The organism is Bifidobacterium sp. WCA-178-WT-4B, from assembly GCF_009696495.1.
In the GTDB taxonomy this organism is placed as follows: domain Bacteria; phylum Actinomycetota; class Actinomycetes; order Actinomycetales; family Bifidobacteriaceae; genus Bifidobacterium; species Bifidobacterium infantis.
On the sequence record NZ_VULV01000013.1, the window covers coordinates 58,992 to 81,122 of the forward strand.

Here is a 22,131-nt window from a genome sequence, read left to right on the forward strand (position 1 = left end):
CTCGAAGAGTTTGATGAACGCTTCACAGGTGGGGCCCGAACGAGGTGACAGACGGATGAGAAGCAGGACAACAGTCTCGCGAGAATACGTCTTTGACCGCTGCGGAAACTGCGAGATTCATGGATTTGCCCTGCTCGTTACGCAAACGGGGAACGCTCGTGCCACAATAGAAGTCATGGCCACACCACAAGTGCTCATTTTGCAACATGTCCCATGGGAACGTCCGGGACGCATATTGTCGAACCTCGAGGACATCGGTCTTGAGACGGTGACGATGAATATCGTCGACAAAAAGAAACCGGACTTGCCTGATTTCGGCGAACTGGCTGGCGTGGTAATCATGGGTGGGCCTATGGGCGCGCTTGATTACGACAAGTATCCGGGGCTGAAGGCAGAAGCCAAGTTGGCGCGTGCCGCTGTGGCTTCAGGCAAGCCGATTCTCGGTGTATGCCTGGGGCATCAGATTATCGCCACTGCGCTTGGTGCGCAGCTGCGCAAGGGCGATGCGCCGGAGATTGGGTTCGCGCCGATCAAGCGTGTGGACAAGCATGACTTCTTCTCCATGTGGGATAAGCAGCTGACGGTGCTGCACTGGCATAACGACGTGGTGGGCTTGCCCGAGGGGGGCCAGCTGCTGGCGCGTTCGTCTTCCACCAAGGTGCAGGCGTTCCGACTGGGATCCGCGCTGGGCATGCAGTTCCATCTTGAGGTGTGCGGCTCGCTGCTGGACGAATGGCTGGATGAGCCGAGCATGGTCAAGGATCTCAAGGCCGCGGGTGGGTCCAAGTCCCGATTGCGCGAGCAATTCGCCCAATACGATCAGCTACTGCATCCGCTCGCCGAGCAAGTGTTCTCCGGTTTTGCGGCCCGCTGCAACTCCTACGCTCAGACGCTGAACAAATAACGTTTGTGGGCCGCCGCTGGGCAAGCGTGGCGCTACATTGGTGAGTCATGCCGACTTATGACATTGGACTGGAACATGTTTCGCTCGCTTTCGCTACCAAAACCATCTTCACTGATGTGACGCAGGGTGTTTTCGAGGGCGACCGCATCGGCATCGTCGGCAAGAACGGCGACGGCAAATCCACATTGCTGCACCTGTTCCGCGGCACCCAGGAGCCGGATTCCGGCCGCGTGACGAAGCGCGGCGGACTCACGTTCGGCATGCTTGACCAGCACGATCCGCTCGACGACAACGCCACCATTCGCGAAGCCGCACTTGAGGGGCGCGCCGACTACGAATGGGCGTCCGACAACACCTCCCGTGAAATCGTCGAGGCATTGCTCGGCGGCATGAGTCTGGATGCCAAGGTCGGCTCCTTGTCCGGCGGCCAGCGTCGCCGCGCCGATTTGGCCCGACTTCTGCTCAAGGATTGGGATATTCTCGCGCTTGACGAGCCCACCAACCATCTCGACGTGGTCACTATCCACTGGCTTGCCGAGCATTTGAAGAACCGCTGGTCCAAAGGCCAGGGCGCTCTGTTGCTCGTGACCCACGATCGCTGGTTCTTGGACGAGGTCTGCGAATCGATGTGGGAAGTCCACGATGGCGTGATCGAGCCGTTCGAGGGCGGGTATTCGGCGTATATGCTGCAGCGCGTGGAACGCGATCGCCAAGCGGATGTGCGTGAAACGAAGCGCCGCAATCTGGCCCGCAAGGAGCTCGCATGGCTTTCGCGCGGTGCCCGTGCCCGTTCCACCAAGCAGAAATTCCATGTCAAGGCCGCGCGCGAGCTTATTGCCGACGTGCCGCCGATGCGTAACACACTTGAACTGAAGCAAATGGCCACCTCCCGTCTCGGCAAACAGGTGGTCGATTTGGTCGACGTGACGCAGATTTTCGAAAAACCGCAGGGCATGGCCGATATCGACCCGGATGTGGCGGCGCTCTCCGCGTCCGCTTCCCGCGTGGATGTGGTCAACGCCATGTACGCCGAGCCGCAGCTGCACGGTTCCGTTGAGGTGGCGGTCACCGACCTGACTGACCCGCGCCTGGTGGACGCCGGCGTGCCGGAAGCCGTCGAGGCCGCTGAGGAAGCGCGTAAGAAGGCCGAGGCTGAGAGCGGCAATCCACAGCTTGCTGACGATCGCGAGGTTCGTCGCATGAACACGGGTGGTGAAACCATCGGCGGTGACACTGCTGCAACGGATTCGGATGATGACACTGCTGCAGCCGGTGTCACCTCGGCTGCACGCAAGGTGACGGTTTCCGGCCGCGAGATTTTGGATGATGTGACATGGCTGATTGGCCCGGGCGACCGTTTCGGCATCGTCGGTGCGAACGGTGCCGGCAAGTCCACATTGCTGAAGTTGATTGACGGTTCGATTACTCCGACCGTGGGCCATGTGAACATCGGCAAAACCGTGAAGTTCGCCGTACTCTCGCAGCGTCTTGATGAGCTGGAGAAACTGGGCCAGTACAAGATCAAGGAAGTGCTTTCCCGCTATAAGCCGAGCTACATTGTGGATGGCAAGGAAGTAACGCCGGGACAGTTGATGGAGCGTCTCGGCTTTGAATCCGCCCAGTTGATGACGCCGATTCGCGACCTCTCCGGCGGACAGAAGCGCCGCATGCAGTTGCTGCTCATCCTGCTCGACGAGCCGAACGTGCTCATCATGGACGAGCCCGGCAACGATCTGGACACTGATATGCTCGCCGTCATGGAGGATTTGCTCGATACTTGGCCGGGCACGTTGATCGTCGTATCCCACGACCGGTACCTGCTGGAGCGCGTCACCGATCAGCAGTTCGCGCTGATTGGCGGCAAGGTACGCCATCTGCCCGGTGGCGTGCAGGATTACCTCGATATGGTTGAGGCTGTTAAGAACGGCAAGGGATTGCCGGCTGACACGCCTGGCTTCGCGGGCACCGGTAGCAGCTCGGCGAAGTCTGGTAGGGGTAAGGCGGCCGCCGTCAATGCTGCTGCATCTCTCCCTCAGTCCGCTTCGCGGACAGCTCCCTCGTCAGAGGGAGCCAATAACAGTGAGGACTCCACCTCGAAGCTCACCGGCAAGGCCTTCCACGAGGCATCCAAGCGCGTGAATGCCATCGAGCGCAAGCTTGCCAAACTGGAAGAGCAGAAGACCGAACTTGAGGCACAGATGGCCGTCCATGACCCGAGCGACTACGAGGGTCTCAACAAGCTCAATGAACAACTCACCGCCGTCAATACTGAAAGCGATAATCTCGAAGCCGAATGGCTCGAACTCTCCGAACAATTGGAGTAGCGGGAGAAACCGTAACGTTCACAAGGCCTCGGTAGTTTGCCGGGGCCTCCCGCTATGCAAACTCCCACGGATTAATCAATTCCACGTCGGTACCTTCGAAGTCCTTGATATTGCGCGTGGCTATGGCCGCATCCCAGGAACAGGCAATTGCCGCAATCATGGCGTCTTGAATACTGGTAGGTGTGCCCCTGCGTTCGCGTTCGACAAGGATATGGGCATAATCCGCAGCTGCCTGGGTGTCAAATGCGAACGTCCTGTCCTCTAATGTCATAAGCGCCAGCTTGACGGTCGTATCTGTGTACTTTCGTCGTTTGCCTTCAGGCATGCGACATATTCCGACCAACAACTCGGCGACGGTGATGGCGGTGGTTGCCAGATTGCTTGTATCTTGGTTCCTCAGCCAATTGGCAACGTGTTCGTCTGGCTGTTTCTTGATGATTTCGCTGATGACGTTGGTGTCCAGAATAATCATGGCCGATTCCTATTCAAAAGATACTGGCGGTCGGGAATCGGCGGAATTTCGCTCGGATAGTGGGAGTTCCCCCTTGTCAAGTCCCTCAAAATCCATGTTCTTCATGAATTCGCGAATCTCGTCATAGAAATTGGTCTTTCGTGTGATTTCATGCGCCACCGTGCCGGCCAGCCATTCTTCAAGAATGGATCGCACCTGAGATTCCATGGAGCGGTTGTTTTTCTCAGCCACTTCTTTGAGCTGCTGAATCTGCTCATCGGGTATTTTTCGGATGGTCAATGTTGCCATGATGCACCTCCTTGTTGCTGTCATAATGCTAGCATAAGATGCTGTCATTTTGCTTGCAGTACGGGTGATGAGGTATGCACGCATGAAAAAGGCGGATATGCATCATGCACATCCGCCCTTTGAGCTTGGACTGGGTCTCCCCACAGTCGCCGAATCAGCGCCCGGTAACCTCGGAACCGACGACCTTTTCGCTCAGGGCGCGCGGGCCGCGGGTCACGGCTACGGCACCGGAGCGCACCAGCTCAATCACACCGTAGTGCTCCAAAAGCCCCAGCAGCGCATCGATCTTGCCTTCGGCGCCGGTGGCCTCAATGGTTAGGGACTCGGGGTGTACGTCCACCACACGCACGCGGAAGAGGCGCACGATCTCCAGCACGTCGGAACGGTTGGATTCGTCGGCGGACACCTTGATGAGCACCAGTTCGCGTTCCACGGTGGAGTTCGGGTCGAGTTCCACGATTTTGAGCACATGCAGCAGCTTGTTGAGCTGCTTGATGATCTGCTCCAGTGGCACGGCCTCCACGTCGGCGGTCACCGTGACGCGTGAGATGTCCGGACGCTCGGTGGGGGAGACGGACAGTGAGTTGATGTTGAACGCACGGCGAGCGAACAGGCCGGCGATACGCGCCAGAACGCCCGGGCGGTTCTCCACCAGCACGGACAGCGTATGACGCTGGGAACCAGGCTGGGATGCAGGATAGTTAGCCATGAGTGTTCTCCTCTCCTCAGTGCTCGCTCGCAGTGGCAGCGGCGGTCTCGTGCTCGAACACGCCGGTCGCATGCTCGTCCGGACCGGTTCCCGGAGCCGGGGTGCCGCCAGCCAGCGGCTTGATGCCGGGCTTGTACGTCACCTCGTCGTTGGAGGCGCCGGCGGCTACCATCGGCCACACCATCGCATCCTTCCACACGCGGAAGTCGATCAGCACCGGGCGGTCGTTGATCTGGTTCGCCTTTTCGATGGCGGCAATCGCCTCTTCCTCGGTGAACGCGCGGATACCCACGCAGCCGTATGCCTCGGCCAACTTGATGAAATCAGGCACTTCGAGCGGCGCATTGCCGTCGGTCAGTGCCGTCTCGCCGTCGACGCCATGCGCTTCACCATCGAGCAGGTTGGTCTGCGAGTAGTGGTGCTCGTAGAACAGCGTCTGCCACTGACGGACCATGCCGTATACGGAGTTGTTCAGAATCGCGATCTTCACCGGAGCGTGGTCCAGGAACGCGGCGGCCAGCTCCTCAGAGGTCATCTGGAAGGAACCGTCACCATCGATCAGCCACACCGGCTTCTTGCCTTCGAACTCGCGGGCCGAGCCCACGGATGCGCCGATGGCGGCTGGCAGACCGTAGCCCATCGTGCCGAGGCCTCCGGAGGAGATCCAAGCGTGCTGGTTCTCGAAATCGATGAACTGCGAAGCCCACATCTGGTGCTGTCCCACACCGGTCACCCAGATGGTGGACGGATCGGCCATCTCAGAGAGCTTTTTGAGGACCCACTGCGGGGCCAGCGAGCCGTCGGTCGGCTCATCCCACGTCATCGGGTATTCCTCGCGCCAGCCGTCGATCGCCTTCCACCAGGGGGCCAGATTCGGCTTGCCCTGAATGGCCTGCGTGTGCTGAATCTCGGGAATCAAGTCGTCGAGCACGGTAGCCACATCGCCCACGATCGGCACGTCGGGCTGACGGTTCTTGCCGATTTCAGCCGGGTCGATGTCAATGTGAATCACGCGGGCGGTCGGTGCGAAGGCGTCGAGCTTGCCGGTCACGCGGTCGTCGAAACGTGCACCGATGGCCACAAGCAGGTCAGCGCGCTGCACGGCGCCGGTTGCGGCAATCGTACCGTGCATGCCCAGCATGCCGAGGTTCTTCGGGTCGGAGTCGGGAATGATGCCGCGTGCGGGCAGGGTCGTGACCACGGGAGCGCCGGTCAGGTCGGCCAGAGCCTTGATCTGTGCGCCGGCGTTGGAGCGGGCGGCGCCGCCACCCACATACAGCACCGGGCGGTACGACTGAGAGAACAGCTTCGCCGCGTCGGACAGCACATGGCCGTGCGCCTTGGTGGTGGGGTTGTAGCCGGGCAGAATCATGCGCTGCGGCCATGAGTAGTACATGTCGCCGGTCTGTGCGGTCTTGGTCAGATCCACGACCACCGGGCCGGGGCGGCCGGTGTTGGCGATGTAGTACGCCTCGGAAAGCACGCGAGGAATATCCTGCGCGCGGGTCACGAGGAAGGAGTGCTTGGACACCGGGTAGGTGATGCCCACGATATCCGCCTCCTGGAAGGCATCAGTGCCGATGGCTTGCACGCCCACCTGACCGGTAATCACGACCATGGGCACGGAGTCCATGTTCGCGTCCGCGATGGCCGTGACCACGTTCGTGGCACCCGGGCCGGAAGTCACGATGCACACGCCCACCTTGCCAGTGGCCAGTGCGTAGCCTTCGGCGGCGTGGCCGGCGGCCTGCTCGTGGCGCATAAGCACGAAGCGGAACTTCGTGTTGTCTTTGATCTCGTGGTAGACGGGCAGAATCGCGCCGCCAGGAATGCCGAAGACGTCCTCGACGCCGAGATCCTCCAGCGAACGCACCAGCGCCTGGGCGCCGGTCATCTTCTCTCCATCGACGATGGTCTGCTGGTCGGGTGCCGCGTTGATTTTCGGCACACCGCTGAATGCCTGCAAAGGCGTGGGTAAAGCCATGATTCCTCTCACCTCATAGGTTTTGTAGCGAACCTGACCGACCTTGGGATGGGGCCGGGTGCCCGCGTGTCTGATTCCAGTCGCTTCCCCGAGACTTGTGGCCCCGACACGACTCGTCGCTCATGTTGGTATCAGTCTATTCGCAAATCCGACAGCGGGCTTACTTAGTCCGCGTCTTGAGCGAGTCCAGTGACTTCCAGCCCGCTTCGGCGGCCGCCAGCTGCGCCTTACGCTTGCTGGAGCCCTTACCGATGCCGATGATGTCGCCGTTCTCGCCCAACGAGACGCGCGCGGTGAAGATCTGCGCGTATTCCGGGCCGGAGACCTCCATATGGTAGACAGGCTCCTCCTTGCCGAGGCTGTGCGCCTTGACGGTCAGCGAGGTCTTCCAGTCGAGTGCCGGGCCCTCGGTGGCCACTTCGGCGAGCGTGTCGTCAATAAGCCGGTGAATCACCTTGCGTGCCTCGTCGATGCCGTGTTCCAGGAAAGTCGCGCCGATGAGCGATTCCACGATGTCGCACAGAATGGAGTTCTTCTCCGCGCCGCCCTGCTCGGCTTCCCCGTGACCCAGCAGAATGTAGGGGCCCACCTTGAGCTTGGTTTTGGCGATGGCACTCAGCGCGTCTTCGGAGACGGCCTTGGCGCGCATCTTGGCCAGTTGCCCCTCGGTCATATCCGGGTGAATAGTGAACAGCGTTTCAGTGGAGACCAGTTCGAGCACCGCGTCTCCCAGGAATTCGAGGCGTTCGTAATTGGCCACGCCGGGGTGCTCATGCGAGAAGGAGCGGTGGGTGAGTGCCTGCACGAGCAGATCCGGGCTAAGAGTGGTGCCCAACGCTTCAAGAAGCTCGTTGGCTGGCGTCGGCTGCTGTGGGGTTTCATTACTCATGATTGTTGTATGGTCCTTCACGCGATGGTGATGTGTTGTGTTGTGTTGTGTTGTGTTGTGTGCGATGCGATGGTGTACGTAATGGTGCACTTATGCGAAGACCCCGCCACCCGTCGATGGCAGGGCCTTCATTCAAGCCGTTATCGCAGGACTCACTTGGTGTGAGCCGGCTGGATGGCGGAGCGGTAGGTGCGGCCGCGGTAGTTACCGCAGCTCGGGCAAGCCATGTGCGGCAGGGCCGGAGCGCCACAGTTCGGGCAGTTCACGGTCGCAGCAGCGGTGGCCTTCCAGTTCGCGCGACGCGAGTGCGTGTTGGCGCGCGAGGTCTTGTACTTAGGCAGTGCCATTTGAGTATCCTCTATTTCGTTCGAACAATTGAGCTTAAGCGTCCGTTATCTTAACGCACGGCTCGTACAAACTCCGTTCAGGCGCGCGTCACTCGGCCTGCTCGCCGTTCTGCTCGGCCTCGAGCTGGGCTTTGAGCCCCGCCAATCCGGCGAAACGGATATCCGTCACATCGTGATGATGATCGGGATCCTCGTTCAGATCGGCACCGCACTGCGAGCACAGGCCCTTGCAATCCGGTCGGCACAGTGGCTGCAACGGCAGCGATTCGACCAGCGTGTCGCGGATCATCGCCTCGATGTCCGCGAATGCGCCGTTCTCCAGCAGCGGATACGTGTCTTCCGATTCGTCCTCGCCGGCGATGATGTCGATCTCGTCGTCCTTCTTGTTCTTGCCACCCTTGCCGTTGGCCTTGTCCTGACCCGACTCATACGGGAAGAACACCGTCACATCAACCGGCCAGCCCTCGTCAATCGGCTTCAGGCAGCGCGTGCACTCGCTGACGAATGGCGCGACCAGGCGGCCGGTGAAGATCAGGCCGTCCACAATCGAATCGAACTGCCCGCTCACGTGTACGGGCTCACCTTCCTTGATGCCGACAATGCTGTCGCCAATGCCGGAAGGGGCTGGGAAATCGGCGTCAATCGGCTTGGATTGACCGGCGCGCGAAGCAATCTGCGCTACCGGAATGGCCCACGGGGAATCTTCAACTCGTGCCATGGTATGTTCTTGGTGCCTTTCGTATGTTGGCTGGAGTTATTCGTTACTGGCGTTATTCGCGTTACTGATGTTGCCGGCGTTGCTGGTGTTACTGGGCTTCGGGATAGTCGTTCAGCGTCAGGTGCGGCATCCGTTCTCCGGCCGCGCGCTGGCGCTCTTCCAGCACGTTAAGACCGGCCTGCACATCCTGACTGAGTTTGCCGAGCTGCTGGGACAGCCCTTCCATCACCGTAGTGCAGTACTGGTCCGCGCCTTGGGTCAGATGGTCGGCTCTGGTCTGTGCCTGGTCAAGAATCGCGCGCGCTTTCTGCCGTGCAAGCTCGGTGACGTTCTCCTGGCCGGCCAGGAACTGTGCCTGTTCGTTGGCGTCCTTGATCATGTCGGCTGCGCGGCTTTGTGCGGAGGCGACGATGGCGTTGGACTGGGTCTGTGCCGATTCCAGACGGCGCTCGGCCTCGCGCATGAGGGCGGAGGCGCGCTCCAACTGCACCGGCAGCATTTTCTTCAACTCGGAAAGCTGGTCGGTGAATTCGTCTCGGTCAACCTTCACCATGCCGGGGGCGAATATGCTGGACTTCGCTTCACCCAGTGCCACCTCGAGCTGGTCGATGATGTCATACACCGTGGTGAATTCCTCGCGGCTCTTGACCGTGGCCGGGTCGTCGTCCGTGGTTTCTCGCAGGTCGGGCATTTCGTTCATGAACGAGGGGCGAGTGCCGGCGGCCTGAGCGGTCTGAGCTTGTGCCCGGGTCTGCTGAGCTGCTTGGGCCTGCGCTTTGGCCTGCATCTGTGCCGGAGTAGGGGTAGGCGCGGCGGGCGGCGATCCGGCGAGAACATCGGCCTCTTCGGTGGGTGCCGGCGCGGCTTGCGTAGACGCGGGCGGTTCCGGGGCGGACGGCTCCGGAGTGGACGATGCGGTGTCCGCATTCGGTTTGGTCAGATCGACGTATCCAGTGGGGTGGTCATCGCTCATAGTCATTAGTGCATCAGTCCTTCCGCTGACGTTCCTCGGCCAGGGCATCGGCCAGCATCGGCACGACGCAATCGGGCACCATGCCGGTCACGTCGCCCCCATGGCGGGCCACGTCCTTGACGATGGAACTGGAGATGTGTTCAAGAATCGGATCGGCCGGCAAAAACAGGGTTTCGATGCCGGCGAGCTTGCGATTGACCAGCGCCATGCCGAGCTCGGCTTCATAGTCGCCGTTCTGGCGCAGACCCTTGACGATAACGGTGGCGCCGACCTTCTTGCAGTAGTCGGTGATCAGGCCGTCGGTGGAAGAAACGGTGACGTTCTTGCAACCGGCTTTGTCAAGGGCACGGCGAATCACGTCGACTCTGGTGGCTTCGGAAAACATCGGTGTTTTCGCGGCGTTGACGGCCACCACCACATGCACCTCGTCGAAAAACCGCGCCGAGCGCTCGATTACATCCAAGTGTCCGGCGGTAACGGGGTCATACGAGCCGGGGCATACTGCGATAGTCATGCCTTATAGCCTACCGCTAGTGGTGTGCTTCGTGCTGCCGAGCGTGCATTGTTGTCGCGTCGGCGTATGAGGCAGTGTGTGCGGTGCCGTATGTGGCGTCGGTGCGGCGTTGTGTGCGGCATTGTTATGTGGCATTGTATGTGGCGGGGTGGCGTGATGCGCGACATGGGTGTGTGGAGGTGTGCGGATTACGCGCCAATGGGTTTCGCGGGTAACGACGGGAATCTATGATGGAGTGCAGTCGAATCGTTGAATACGAGGAAAGAAGTGCACTATGACTTTTGCCGAGATGTTCGTTGATGATGCCGAACCGCTGCGCAACCCGGACCAAGGTGCCGGCACGTCGGTGCTGGAACGCCCGGAAACCAAGGAGTCTCCGGTTCGTGACGATGGCGGCGACGCGGATCGATTCGCACATTATGTTTCTAAGGACCGTATCGCCGAATCACGCGCGACCGGTCGTCCGGTGGTCGCCCTGTGCGGCAAGGTCTGGGTGCCCAAGCACGATCCGTCCAAGTACCCGGTTTGCCCCGATTGCAAGCGCATCTACGAAGAAATGACGCGCTAAAGGTGGTACTTGGCTCCCCTCAGCGAAGGGAGCCGAAATGGTCACCGAGCCGAAATCTCGTCGATCAGCTTGAGCTCCTCGTCGCTGAAGTGGGTGTTCTTCAGCGCGCCGATGTTGTCGAGAATCTGCTGAGGCTTGGAGGCTCCGGTCAGCACGGAGGTCACCTTACCATCGTGCAGCAGCCATGCCAGGCTCATCTCGGCCAGCGTCTGGCCGCGTTCGGCGGCCAGATTGTTCAGGTCCACGACCTGCTTGTGCAGTTTCTCGGTCAGGGCGGAATCGTTGAGGAATCGCGGATCGTGAGCCATGCGGCTGTCGGCCGGAATGCCGTTCAGATAACGGTTGGTCAGTAGGCCCTGAGCCAGCGGGCAGAAGGTGATAAGGCCCTTGCCCAGCTTGTAAGCCGTCTCCTTCAGACCGTTCTTTTCCACGGTGCGGTCGAGGATGTTGTACTTGTTCTGGTTGATGATGAACGGCACGTGCAGGTCGGCGAGAATCGCGGCGGCCTTCTCCATCGTCGGACCATCGTAGTTGGACAGACCCACGTACAGGGCCTTGCCGGAGTTCACGGCCTGAGCCAGCGCGCCCATCGTCTCCTCCAGCGGGGTTTCCGGGTCCGGGTGGTGATGGTAGAAGATGTCCACATAATCCAAGCCCAAGCGTTCGAGCGACTGGTCGAGGCTGGCGAGCAGGTACTTGCGGCTGCCGAGGTCGCCATACGGGCCTGCCCACATTTCATAGCCGGCCTTGGTGGAGATGACGAGTTCGTCGCGGTGGTGCTTGAAGTACTTGGCGAGCAGCAGGCCGCAGTTCTTCTCGGCCTGGCCGGGCTCGGGGCCGTAGTTGTTGGCCAGATCGAAGTGGGTGATGCCGTTGTCGAAGGCGGTGAAGACCAGGGACTTCATCTGGTCGAATGGCGTGATGTCGCCGAAGTTGTGCCAGAAGCCGAGTGAGACGGCCGGCAACTTGAGGCCGGAGGTGCCGGCACGGTTGTAGGTCATCGTGTCGTAACGGTGCGGGTTGGGAGCGTAGGTGGTGGTTGGCTCGAACATTGAGTCTCCTTACAATGTCATTTTTGTTCTTACGAATGCTGGTCTGCGATGGGCAAACCGACGCCGATCGAGTGGTATTCGTAAGGGTTCTTAGATACTAAGGTTCCAGTTCAAGTGAACTTGAATGCAAACGGCTGCGACGCTTCGGCGTGTCGCCGCAGTAAGGAGTCATGATGTCCTACACCATTCGTCAGGTGGCCACGCAGTTCCATATGCAGCCCTCTACGCCGGTGAAGACTGGCCGGATTGGCGCGAGTACAAAAACCGCGCCTATTCCATTGAATGTTGAGGCCATCGAGTGCTGAGCTGGATGCCGGCTGGGCACAAAGACCGATGCGCGTCGATCGTGGGCGCGTCTATCCGAGTAAGGCCTTGCTCGGCAGTGCGCGGTCGAGCAGCCAGACAACGAGCGATATCACGAAGAACGCCATGGCCAGCTTGCCGCAGCTAATGCCGAACCCTTGCCAGCCGAGTGCGTCGAGGTCGATGAAGTCGTACGGATACGGACTGCCGCCGGCCGCCGGTCCGGAACCCGGCCAAATCGCCGCACGGGCCAGCACGAAGACCAAGTATGCAGGGAAATACGCCAGCCACGAGAACATGTAATGCCAGCGGAAACGCCGGTGCGGATCGAATAGCACGAAATCGATAACCGCCATAATCGGGGCGATTTTGTGCAGCATCGTATTGGTCATGATGCCAATAACCTGTGGCACGTATGCCGGGTCGTCCGGAGGCATCAGGAAGAACGCCACCAGTGCGGTGACTGTGGCGTACACAGTCAGGCACCCCTTAAGCCATGCGGGCGGCTGAATGCCTTTGAGCAGTGTGGCCGCGCCGGACCACAGCATCACGATGCCCAGCACGAAACCGGTCTGGAACGTGAAATACACCCAGAACTGTGGTTTGGACCATGCCTCATATGTGCCCACGAAGCAGAAACCGGCGATCGCAAAGCGCCACAACACCACGATGAATCTCATGCATCGAGTCTACCGCTTCGCCAGTGGGCTGTATGGCTTTGCCCGGACTACACTTAGGTGCAACTTCACCACTTATGTAGGAAAGGCCTTGCAATGGTCGATTATTCGCCGGCTCTGATGACCGACATGTATGAATACACGATGCTCGACGCCGCTCTGAAAGACGGTACCGCCGACCGCAAATGCGTGTTCGAGGTGTTCACGCGTCGCCTGCCCGAAGGCCGTCGCTATGGCGTGGTGGCCGGCACCGGCCGCATTCTGGATGCGCTGGAACATTTCCACTTGGACGAAACGGACCTGAAGTTCCTGGCCGACCGTCACGTGGTAAGCCCCGAGACCATCAAGTGGCTGGAGAACTTCCACTTCTCCGGTACGATTCGCGGTTACCGCGAAGGTGAGATGTTCTTCCCGAACTCCCCGATTTTGCAGGTCGAAGGCACGTTCGGCGAATGCACGCTACTGGAGACGTTGATTCTATCCGTGCTGAACTACGATTCCGCAGTGGCCTCCGCCGCCTCACGTATGGCGTCGGCAGCCAAAGATCGCCCTTGCATGGATATGGGCGGACGCCGCACTAACGAGTGGGCCGCCGTGGCCGCCGCTCGAGCCGCCGTAGTGGGCGGATTCAAGGGTACCGCCAATCTGCTGGCCGCCCGGCTGTATGGTCTGAAGGCCATTGGCACCGCCGCACATTGCTTCACGTTGGTGCATGATTCCGAACGTGACGCCTTCGAATCGCAGATCGAGGCTTTGGGCAAGAACACCACGCTGCTGGTGGACACCTACAACATCGAGGAAGCCGTGAAAACCGCCGTCGAAGTGGCCGGTCCCGAACTGGGTGGCGTGCGCATCGACTCCGGCGACCTAGCCGCCATGGCCCAGCGTGTGCGCAACCAGTTGGACGCCCTGGGTGCCACGAACACCACCATTACCGTGACCAACGATTTGGATGAGTACGCGCTCGCCGCATTGCAGACCGCGCCGGTCGACTCCTATGGCGTGGGCACCATGCTGGTCACCGGCTCCGGCGCTCCCACTTGTGCGATGGTGTACAAGCTCACCGAACGTGAAGGCGCTGACGGCACGATGGTTCCGGTCATGAAGAAGTCCAAGGACAAGGCCACAGTGCCCGGTCGCAAGTTGGCATTCCGCTCCTACGAATACGCGCTAGCCGAAGCCGAACACGTGATTTCCGGCTCGGAAGAGAAGCTGGCCGGTTTCACGCCCGAACCGACATGGAAGAACCTGCTGGTCGATTTCGTGGACCACGGCCATATCGATGCGCAGTGGCAGGGCCATGACGCCATCATGGCCGCCCACGACTACCGCGCCAAGGCGTTGTCCGAACTGCCCATCACCGCGCAGAGCCTCATGAAGGGCGAGCCCGTGATTCCTACGGAGACTCAGGTTCTCTGACGAGAACTTTCGTCTCCATAGGAATCCGTCGCAGCATAACTGCTCCCCTTACCTACGGACGGCCCACTGGGCTGTCCGCTTAACGGTTCGACCACAGAGACCAAAGTCCTCTGACCGTATCTCACTGGCCGCATCCCTTTGGTTACATTGGCTACTCTTCCCTCTGTCTGTGCCCCTCTGTCTGTGTTGGCCGCACTCCTGTGGTCGCCGCCGAGGCGGGGAGATCCAAACCCCGGTCGCACCCCCGTGTTTGCACCCCCTGTGGCTGTGTCCTGGGGTTGTATTGGCCGCATCCCCTCGGCTGAACTGCGTCCCGGTTCGCCGGACGTGGTTCCAGCTGAGGGTGGCCCCCTTGTTTTTTTTGGGGGGGGGCTACTGCTCACTGGGGAAATATGTATATGTGCATGCTGTTGCAATGTACATTTTGTTGTCAGTTGACAACGTCTTGATTCAGATGAATTGGCGGGGAATGGCCATTTGTCTTATCCAATTGATTTGAAGAACGTTGTCAGTTGACAACGTTTTGTACATGGTGCGGAACGACACATATTCCTATCCTGGTCAGGATGCCGACGAGGTGGAGTGAAAAACCAAACCATTTCAGAGGATATTGCACCGAGACGTTGTGGGATTGCCGTGTTGTCGGTGATGTTACAGAGATGGCGCAGTGTTGCGTGAGGGGGTGTTGCGTGTGATGTTGCGTGTGATGTTGCGTTGGGCTGATTGGGAGGAATATTCTGCCGGTAGAATGCCGTGATGCGTGCAGAGCAATCGTTTGCGGAGCAATCGTTGAAGAATCGTGTGAACTGATGCGATACGAATCATACCGTCTCTGAATTGTGGGATATGACGAATCGTATCGTCATGGGATTGTGGGATATGATGATTGCGGTTTGATGAAATGACCGGGAAATCGGCCGAGGCAAGGTGACTTCGATGAGTGAAACTCTCAATGATGAGAACGCGGCGGGCAACGATGACGTATCAGAGCGGCGCGCTGTAGAGCATCGAGCGTTAGAACAGTACGATGTCGTGCATCACGGTGTGGTATCTGGTTGCCCTGTTAATTCGTGTGCGGCTGTGCTGAATGAAGTGATGTCGCAGACTGGTTGGAATGCCTATGAGCTTGCACAGCGCACTGGTTTGGATCGGTCTGCAATTGGTCGCGTATTGCGTGGGCAAAGAGGTATGTTGTTTGATGTTTTGGCCGAGGGGCTTGAGCGGGCTGGTTTTGGTCTTCACCTAGAAGCCGTGGCCCCCTCGCAAACGATTCCGGAAGACGAATTGCACATGTTGTTGGCACAACTGCGTAGGCCTCCTGATTTCGATGCAATAGAAAGCGGAGCGACCTGGTCTACGTTGAAGATGCTCTGCGTCAATCTGATTCATGCTCGGAATGTTCAACATCAACGTATATCGTTCGTCCGAGCGGTTGCACGGGTGAACGATGCGTGCTGGATTGCGTTTCTCGCTGGTTTATACCATTTTCTGCGTTGGGATATCAACCCAAGGAACAGACGCTTGACATTGGTTCCTCCGTACCGGTATGGCCTGGATGGATGGTGGTCCCCACTGCCGAGCGCGGCAATTATGCACGTGCTTCATCGATATGAAGAGCCGTTGCCTGACATGGACTATACATGTTTGCCGTTAATCGATTACGAACTCAACGCTATGCAGCGCAAGCAATTCAACCAAGATTTCATGGAATATGGCATTCTTATTCCAGCGGACGATCTCTCCCGATCCTCATCAGGTACGCAGGCATTGACTCTGTAAGCGAGTGGTGCATAAGAAAATAGTGGCGTGCATCCAAGTGTCATGGGATGGATATGTAAGCAGGGAATGACATTGCGCTGGAGTTTGATGATGGTTGACGAGTTGCTATCCAGGCATAGAGCGGATGGCGTATGCTGGGGCGCATGGTTGAAATCAAAGACATGCTTGGCAATCACCAAATAATTCGTGCCGACGGCCGCAAGGTCGACGAACTGCGCCCCGTGCGCATCACCCGCCACTTCACCGACGCCCCCGAAGGCTCCGTGCTCATCGAATGCGGTAACACGCGCGTGATGTGCACCGCCACTTTTACCCCCGGTGTGCCGCGTTGGCGCAAGGACTCCGGCCTCGGCTGGGTCACCGCCGAATACTCGATGCTGCCGCGTGCCACCGCCGAACGCACCGACCGTGAATCCGTACGTGGCAAAATCGGTGGCCGTACCCACGAAATCAGCCGACTGATTGGCCGCTGCCTGCGTGGCGTCATCGATATGAAGGCGCTCGGCGAAAATCAGATTCAGCTTGACTGCGATGTGCTTCAGGCCGATGGCGGCACTCGCACGGCTTCCGTAACCGGTGCGTACGTGGCTTTGGTCGACGCAGTCAATTGGGCGGAGAAGCACCGCCATATCAAGTCCGCCAGCCGCGTGCTTAAGGACTATGTGTCCGCCGTATCGGTGGGCGTGATCAACGGCACTCCGATGCTTGACCTGCCATACATTGAAGACAGTCAGGCCATGACCGACATGAACGTGGCCATGACCGGTTCCGGCACCTTCATCGAGATTCAGGGCACCGCAGAACACCGTCCGTTCAACCGTGCCGAACTCGGCACCCTGCTTGACTTGGCCGAAAAGGGCAACAAGGAACTGCAAGCCGCCCAGCGTGCCGCTCTGTCTTTAGACTAAGCCAGCTCCCCTGCCAAGGGGAGCCTTCTTAAAGGAGAATCCATGCAAATCGTCGTCGCAACCCATAACGAAGGCAAGCTTGTGGAAATCCGCCGCATTCTCGAAGAGGATCTTGGCGTGGATGCCGAAAACATCGAACTGGTGTCCGCTGGCAGCCTTCACCTGCCGGACCCGGTGGAAACCGGCGTCACCTTCCAGGAGAACGCGCTGCTCAAGGCCCGCGCCGTGGCCATCCGTACCGGTCTGCCCGCTGTCGCGGATGATTCAGGTCTCATCGTCGATGTGATGGGTAACGCTCCGGGCATTCTGTCTGCTCGCTGGGCGGGTGCTCACGGCCACGACAAGGCCAATAATGCGCTGCTGCTCGCCCAAATCGGAGATATTCCGGATGACAAGCGTACCGCGCGCTTCCGTTGCGCCGCCGCGCTGGTGGTCCCGGACACCGAGGCCGGTGCCGACGTGACCGGTGGAGTGGCTGCCGACGGCATCACCGTTCACACCACGGCTGCCGATGGGAGCCCTGCCCCGGTGCATGCCCGGTACGCCATCAAGTCGGAGACAGTGGAACTCGGCGACATGCCGGGTCGCATCATCCGCGAGGCTCGTGGCGAACACGGTTTCGGTTACGATCCGCTGTTCGTCCCGGACGACCAGCCTGCCGGTCGCGTCAGCACTGAGCCTGACCATGAAGGCGAGCCGCTGACCAGCGCCGAAATGACTTCGGCCGAGAAGAATGCGATTTCCCACCGAGGCAAGGCGCTGAAAGCCTTGGTCCCCGCTATCGAGGCACTGCTGCACTAAGTCGTCTAGACTGTCTTGCTGCACTGAGCCGCGACTAAGCCACAGTTGAGTCGCGGCTCAGCACTCAGCCCCCGAATCGGACGAGTGTCTAGCAAGCGCCTATGACCGAGCAAGGGCGATACGAAAAAAGGCCGGCGCTTAGTGCGTCGGCCTTTTTGGTGAACAAGAGCCACCCGATAGAATCGAACTACCGACCTTCCCACGAACGAGGGGGATGCTCTACCACTGAGCTAAGGTGGCGTGGCTTCAAGAGCCAAGTAGAGAATAGCACTGCGTTTGATTCAGTGCAAGCCAGACGTTCATCATCTTTGGGCCATTGTTCTTTGGACCATCGTGGCGGCAATAGTGCGAACGATGTGCACACCTCATCTGCTCGGACGCCATTCGTCGTGTACGCGTTATGCTAGCATGGTGAGCCTGATCGACTCGGAGGCAAAGGGAAGCATGCGTGATTTTGTGCTGGTGAAGTTGACAGACGAAGAGTTCGATGATTTCTCCGCCAGGCATCCACAAGGCAATTTCCAACAAACCTCGGCGATGGGACGCCTTCGCGCCGCGCAGGGGATCGACGTCGAATATCTGGCCCTCAAGGAGGGCGAGAAGATCGTCGCGGCGGCACTGTTCGAAACTCACCGCTCTCGATTCTCTATATTTGCGGCCATCCATGATGGCCCGATGTGCGACTATCACGACACCGAAGCATTGACCTTCTTCATGGATGCGCTGAAACGCCATGCCAAGGCAGAGGGTGCTTCACAGCTGGAGATCACCCCTGAATCCCCATATCGGCTTCGCGACACCAATGGAGCTTCTTTGCCGGATGACCAGAATGGCGCTCCCGACAATAAGCTGATAGAACAGCTCGAGGCGATCGGCTTCACTCATGGCGGTTTCACCGTGGGCTACACGGCGGTTCCGCGTTGGCGCTACCTCAAGGATCTGACTGGTATTACCGATGAGAAAAGTCTGCTGAAGTCCTATGATAAGCGCACCCAGTGGAGCGTGAAGCGTGCCCAATCGATGGGTGTGCACGTGCGTGAGCTGTCGGACGACGAGCTGGGGGTATTCGCACGAATCGAGCGGCAAACCGCCGAACGCCGTAGCTTCGAATACCGTGGCGAAGCGTATTTCCACCGTTTCAAGGAAGCGTTCGGCAGCAAAGCGCATTTTATGGTTGCCGAGATCCGCATCGATGAATACATGGCGGACATGACGGCCAAGCGTGAAGCGCTTTCGGCCAAGGTGGCGGCATTGACCGCAAAAAACGCCGAACGTCCCACCACCAAAACCGAACGTCAGCTGGGGGAGGAGACCCGCAATCTGGCGGCAGCCGAAAAACGCCTGAACGAGGCGGCCGAGTTCGCCAAAGACGGGGATGTGCTGCCGGCTGCGGCATCACTATTCGTGGAGCATCCACGCGAGGTCATCTACCTGTTCTCCGGTAGCGTCGAGCAGTACAAGCCCTTCTACGCCTCCGCGCTGATTCAGCATGACGCGATGCTGCATTTCTGCGTGGAACACGGGCTGTCTCGCTACAACTTCTACGGCATCGACGGCGTCTTTGATGATCCCGATGACGAGGGTCGTGGTGTACTGGAGTTCAAGCAGGGCTTCAACGGATATGTCGAGGAACTTCCGGGCGAGTTCGTGCTGCCGGTCAAACCGGTTGCCTATGCCATGAAGCAATTTGCGCACAAGCTGCTGTCGCGGTAAACGGACGCAGCACACAGGCCGTTCCAGAGCCCAGAGTAACGATCAGAGTAACGACAAGTAAGAAGGTTCGATTATGACGCAATCCGATGCAGGCGTCGCCTCGCTCACCCCTACCAAGATCACTCCTGCCGAGCTGGATGCGTTCTCCGCAGCTCAAGTGCAAGGTAGTTTCCAGCAGACCTCGCAGATGGCCGCCATGGGTGCGTTCAACGGTCCGGTGGACTATGTGGGTGTCAAGCGCGGTGACAAGCTGATTGCCGCCTGCTACGTGGTGTACACGCGGTCCCGTTTCGGTTTGGAAGGCTCGGTCTGGTGCGGACCGCTGTGCGATTATGATAATCCACAGGTGGTTGAGGCGATGACCGAAGCCCTGCGTCGTTCGGCCAAGGCCCATCACGCCATCAGCGTATCCTGCTGGCCGGCCGCAGTCTACCGTCTGCATGATCTGGATGGCAAGCCGACCAGCGACCCGGACACCACGATGATGGACAACATGGCCCGCTTCGGTTGGAAACATGGCGGCTTCACCGTGGGCTACGAATCCGTGGTGAACCGCTGGAACTTCGTCAAGGGGCTTGACGGCATTCATAATGAGAAGGAACTGCTGGCCTCGTTCTCCAAGTACCGCCGTAAGAACATCCGCATCGCCCAGGATTCCGGTCTGCGCGTGCGCCGACTGGAACGCGGCGAACTGAGCACTTTCGTCAAGCTGTGCGATATGAGCGCCGCACGTCAAGGCTTCAAGAGCCGCGATCTGGCCTACTATGAGCGTCTGTTCGATACCTTCGGCGACCTGATCGAGTTCAAGGTGGTCGAAACCCATTTCGACGAATATCTGGACACCCTGCAATCCAAGCTGAATGCGGCCTCCAAAGACAAGCGCAACCTCGAACGCCTGCTCCAGCGCGCGCAACAGCAGCCGGAAGGTACGGCCAAGAAGGGTGCCTCCGACCCGGCAACGCTGGAAAAGCGCATCGCCACCGCAGACAAGAAGATTGCGGCGCTGGAAAAGACCATCGGCGAAGTCAATGGCATCATCGCCTCGGACGGCCCGGTCATTCCGGTGGAAGCCGGTGTCTACTTCTGGCATCCGAACGAGGTCGTCTGCCTGTCCAGCGGCGAGGACGATCGTTTCATGGATTACTACCCGTCTTCCCTAATCCACTTCGAGGCGATGCTTGACTGCATCGCCCGTGGCGTGGAGCGCTTCAACTTCTATGGCATTTCCGGCATTTTCGACGCCAACGATCCTTCCTACGGCGTCTGGCAGTTCAAGACTCGCTTCGGCGGATTCGTGGAAGAGCTTCCGGGCAAGTTCACGCTGCCGGTGGACGGACTGCGCTTCGGTGTATCCGAAGCCGCACACAAGCTGCTGCATCGCTGACAAACAGTGGCGAGCACGGACACAGAAATAAGGCACAGGTGACGACGAGATGAGCGCGACTGTGAATCGAACAGATACGACGTATACGTTTGGCGTGATTACGCCCGAAGAGCTCGACCGGCTTTCCGAAGCCACAAGCCAGGGCAGCTTCCAGCAATGGTCCGGGCAGGTCCGTCTTGCCAAGATTCGTGGGCATGAAGCCGAATGCGTTGGCGTGTGCGACGCATCCGGCAATCTGGTAACCGGCTGCGTGATTCTGTACCTCAATGGTCGTTTCGGTGCAGATGGCTCCGTATATTTCGGCCCCATCGGCATTAGCGATGATCCGGCTCTGCTATGGACCATGACCGAGGCGATTCGTGAATCGGCCCGTCGCCACCATGCTGTTTCCGTGGCATGCTGGCCTAACGTCGCCTACCGTCTGTATTCCTCGGACGGACAGCCCGACGGCGAGCCGAACGATGCACTGCTGACCGGATTCGCCGATGCAGGCTGGGCGCATGGCGGATTCCATACCGGTTATGACGTGGTCTGCCAGTGGATGTACGTCAAGGATCTCACCGGCATCACCAACGGCAAGGAACTGCTGGCATCATTCGGCAAACGCGCTCAATGGAGCGTCAAGCGGGCGCAGTCGATGGGTGTGCACGTTCGCGAAATCGGCCCCGACGAGTTCGACGTGTTCGCCGATATCGAACGGCGGACCGGTGAACGCCGCGGGTTCGCGACGCGCGGCGCGGACTATTTCCGCCAGTTCAAGCAGGCGTATGGCGCGGATGCGCATTTCATGCTCGCGGAAATCCACATCGCCGAATATGTGGCGGATATGACCGCCAAGCGCGAGGCATTGCAGACTAAGGTCGCACAGCTGCAGGCGAAATACGATGAACGTCCGACCACGCGCATCGAACGTCAGCTGGGGGAGGAATCGCGCAATCTCGCGGCCGCCGACAAGCGTCTGGCTGAGGTGGAGGGATATGCCAAGAAGGGCGATGTGCTGCCGGCAGCGGCTTCAATGTTCGTCAGTCACCCTAATGAGGTGGTCTATCAGTATTCCGGTTCGTTGGAGGAGTACAAGCCGTTCTATGCCTCGGCGCTGATTCAGTACGAAGCGATGCTGCACCTGTGTGTAGAACAGGGTGTGAGCCGCTACAACTTCTACGGCATTTCCGGCGTGTTCGACGATCCGAACGACGAGGGCCGCGGCGTGCTGGAATTCAAGCAGGGCTTTAACGGCTACGTCGAGCAGATGGTAGGCAAATTCACGTTGCCGGTGGATAAGTTCCGCTTCGGCGTGAGCAATCTGGCGCACAAGCTGCTGCATCGGTAGCAACTGGCGGTCGGGGGACGAACCTATGTGGGCTGCGTCTCGTCTGACCGTGCGCCCGCCGTGTGCCTACTTGCG

21 protein-coding genes, 1 tRNA gene and 1 pseudogene are annotated in these 22,131 nt (G+C 59.4%); 11 read left to right on the forward strand and 12 right to left on the reverse strand.

The window, feature by feature from the left end; genetic code table 11:
• Positions 1-175: 175 nt before the first annotated feature.
• Together FYJ31_RS09405 and FYJ31_RS13230 are read left to right on the forward strand one after the other, a co-directional pair.
• Entirely contained in the window at positions 176-904 is a 729-nt protein-coding gene (locus FYJ31_RS09405) for a type 1 glutamine amidotransferase (protein WP_038425869.1), read from the forward strand.
• A gap of 47 nt (positions 905-951) precedes the next feature.
• Positions 952-3,228, forward strand: a complete 2,277-nt coding sequence (locus FYJ31_RS13230; protein WP_154536552.1) for an ABC-F family ATP-binding cassette domain-containing protein — start codon at positions 952-954, stop codon at positions 3,226-3,228.
• A 52-nt stretch (positions 3,229-3,280) separates the two neighbouring features.
• Here FYJ31_RS13230 and FYJ31_RS09415 read toward each other — a convergent pair whose 3' ends face one another.
• From FYJ31_RS09415 to coaD, 9 genes are all read right to left on the reverse strand, one after another.
• The gene (locus FYJ31_RS09415) at positions 3,281-3,700 is read right to left on the reverse strand and encodes a type II toxin-antitoxin system VapC family toxin (RefSeq protein ID WP_029680035.1); all 420 of its coding nucleotides are present in this window, start codon (positions 3,698-3,700) and stop codon (positions 3,281-3,283) included.
• Between the two features lie 9 nt (positions 3,701-3,709).
• Positions 3,710-3,988 carry a FitA-like ribbon-helix-helix domain-containing protein gene (locus FYJ31_RS09420; protein WP_007054812.1) on the reverse strand — a complete coding sequence of 93 codons (279 nt, stop codon included), beginning with the start codon at positions 3,986-3,988 and terminating at the stop codon, positions 3,710-3,712.
• 154 nt (positions 3,989-4,142) lie between these two features.
• Positions 4,143-4,697: an acetolactate synthase small subunit gene (gene ilvN / locus FYJ31_RS09425; protein WP_154049946.1), complete on the reverse strand. Its 555-nt coding sequence runs from the start codon at positions 4,695-4,697 to the stop codon at positions 4,143-4,145.
• Between the two features lie 16 nt (positions 4,698-4,713).
• Positions 4,714-6,681: an acetolactate synthase large subunit gene (locus tag FYJ31_RS09430; protein WP_154536553.1), complete on the reverse strand. Its 1,968-nt coding sequence runs from the start codon at positions 6,679-6,681 to the stop codon at positions 4,714-4,716.
• A 160-nt stretch (positions 6,682-6,841) separates the two neighbouring features.
• On the reverse strand, positions 6,842-7,570 hold the full coding sequence (rnc, locus tag FYJ31_RS09435; protein WP_154536554.1) for a ribonuclease III: 729 nt from the start codon (positions 7,568-7,570) through the stop codon (positions 6,842-6,844).
• 152 nt (positions 7,571-7,722) lie between these two features.
• On the reverse strand, positions 7,723-7,917 hold the full coding sequence (gene rpmF, locus FYJ31_RS09440; protein ID WP_007051413.1) for a 50S ribosomal protein L32: 195 nt from the start codon (positions 7,915-7,917) through the stop codon (positions 7,723-7,725).
• An 88-nt stretch (positions 7,918-8,005) separates the two neighbouring features.
• Positions 8,006-8,635 carry a YceD family protein gene (locus FYJ31_RS09445; RefSeq protein WP_154536555.1) on the reverse strand — a complete coding sequence of 210 codons (630 nt, stop codon included), beginning with the start codon at positions 8,633-8,635 and terminating at the stop codon, positions 8,006-8,008.
• A gap of 88 nt (positions 8,636-8,723) precedes the next feature.
• The gene (locus tag FYJ31_RS09450) at positions 8,724-9,614 is read right to left on the reverse strand and encodes a cell division protein (RefSeq protein ID WP_012576825.1); all 891 of its coding nucleotides are present in this window, start codon (positions 9,612-9,614) and stop codon (positions 8,724-8,726) included.
• A gap of 7 nt (positions 9,615-9,621) precedes the next feature.
• On the reverse strand, positions 9,622-10,122 hold the full coding sequence (gene coaD / locus FYJ31_RS09455) for a pantetheine-phosphate adenylyltransferase (RefSeq protein WP_013140250.1): 501 nt from the start codon (positions 10,120-10,122) through the stop codon (positions 9,622-9,624).
• A gap of 274 nt (positions 10,123-10,396) precedes the next feature.
• Between coaD and FYJ31_RS09460 the strand changes: the two genes are divergently transcribed.
• Entirely contained in the window at positions 10,397-10,690 is a 294-nt protein-coding gene (locus FYJ31_RS09460; protein WP_007055705.1) for a DUF3039 domain-containing protein, read from the forward strand.
• Between the two features lie 41 nt (positions 10,691-10,731).
• Here the strand turns inward: FYJ31_RS09460 and FYJ31_RS09465 are convergent, their stop codons facing one another.
• Positions 10,732-11,742 (reverse strand): aldo/keto reductase, encoded by a 1,011-nt coding sequence (locus tag FYJ31_RS09465; protein WP_154536556.1) that lies wholly within the window; start codon positions 11,740-11,742, stop codon positions 10,732-10,734.
• A 217-nt stretch (positions 11,743-11,959) separates the two neighbouring features.
• Here FYJ31_RS09465 and FYJ31_RS13235 point away from each other — a divergent pair.
• Positions 11,960-12,031, forward strand: a pseudogene (locus FYJ31_RS13235) (MerR family transcriptional regulator); the annotation flags it as partial.
• Positions 12,032-12,098: 67 nt separating this feature from the next.
• Here the strand turns inward: FYJ31_RS13235 and FYJ31_RS09475 are convergent.
• Positions 12,099-12,725 carry a Pr6Pr family membrane protein gene (locus tag FYJ31_RS09475; protein WP_012576829.1) on the reverse strand — a complete coding sequence of 209 codons (627 nt, stop codon included), beginning with the start codon at positions 12,723-12,725 and terminating at the stop codon, positions 12,099-12,101.
• Between the two features lie 93 nt (positions 12,726-12,818).
• On the opposite strand from FYJ31_RS09475, the gene FYJ31_RS09480 reads away from it, so the two are divergent.
• From FYJ31_RS09480 to FYJ31_RS09495, 4 genes are all read left to right on the forward strand, one after another.
• Positions 12,819-14,141 carry a nicotinate phosphoribosyltransferase gene (locus FYJ31_RS09480; protein WP_154536557.1) on the forward strand — a complete coding sequence of 441 codons (1,323 nt, stop codon included), beginning with the start codon at positions 12,819-12,821 and terminating at the stop codon, positions 14,139-14,141.
• 936 nt (positions 14,142-15,077) lie between these two features.
• On the forward strand, positions 15,078-15,920 hold the full coding sequence (locus FYJ31_RS09485) for a helix-turn-helix domain-containing protein (protein WP_154536558.1): 843 nt from the start codon (positions 15,078-15,080) through the stop codon (positions 15,918-15,920).
• A gap of 143 nt (positions 15,921-16,063) precedes the next feature.
• On the forward strand, positions 16,064-16,828 hold the full coding sequence (rph, locus tag FYJ31_RS09490; RefSeq protein ID WP_007058292.1) for a ribonuclease PH: 765 nt from the start codon (positions 16,064-16,066) through the stop codon (positions 16,826-16,828).
• A 42-nt stretch (positions 16,829-16,870) separates the two neighbouring features.
• On the forward strand, positions 16,871-17,629 hold the full coding sequence (locus FYJ31_RS09495) for a non-canonical purine NTP pyrophosphatase (RefSeq protein WP_065472612.1): 759 nt from the start codon (positions 16,871-16,873) through the stop codon (positions 17,627-17,629).
• A 167-nt stretch (positions 17,630-17,796) separates the two neighbouring features.
• Here FYJ31_RS09495 and FYJ31_RS09500 read toward each other — a convergent pair.
• A tRNA-Thr gene (locus tag FYJ31_RS09500) sits at positions 17,797-17,869 on the reverse strand.
• Positions 17,870-18,073: 204 nt separating this feature from the next.
• Here FYJ31_RS09500 and FYJ31_RS09505 point away from each other — a divergent pair.
• The 3 genes from FYJ31_RS09505 to FYJ31_RS09515 all read left to right on the forward strand — a co-directional run bounded on the left by FYJ31_RS09505 (position 18,074) and on the right by FYJ31_RS09515 (position 22,056).
• Positions 18,074-19,342 carry an aminoacyltransferase gene (locus tag FYJ31_RS09505; RefSeq protein ID WP_060620578.1) on the forward strand — a complete coding sequence of 423 codons (1,269 nt, stop codon included), beginning with the start codon at positions 18,074-18,076 and terminating at the stop codon, positions 19,340-19,342.
• 73 nt (positions 19,343-19,415) lie between these two features.
• On the forward strand, positions 19,416-20,726 hold the full coding sequence (locus FYJ31_RS09510) for an aminoacyltransferase (protein ID WP_010081168.1): 1,311 nt from the start codon (positions 19,416-19,418) through the stop codon (positions 20,724-20,726).
• A gap of 49 nt (positions 20,727-20,775) precedes the next feature.
• Entirely contained in the window at positions 20,776-22,056 is a 1,281-nt protein-coding gene (locus FYJ31_RS09515) for an aminoacyltransferase (RefSeq protein WP_012576836.1), read from the forward strand.
• Positions 22,057-22,131: the final 75 nt, after the last annotated feature.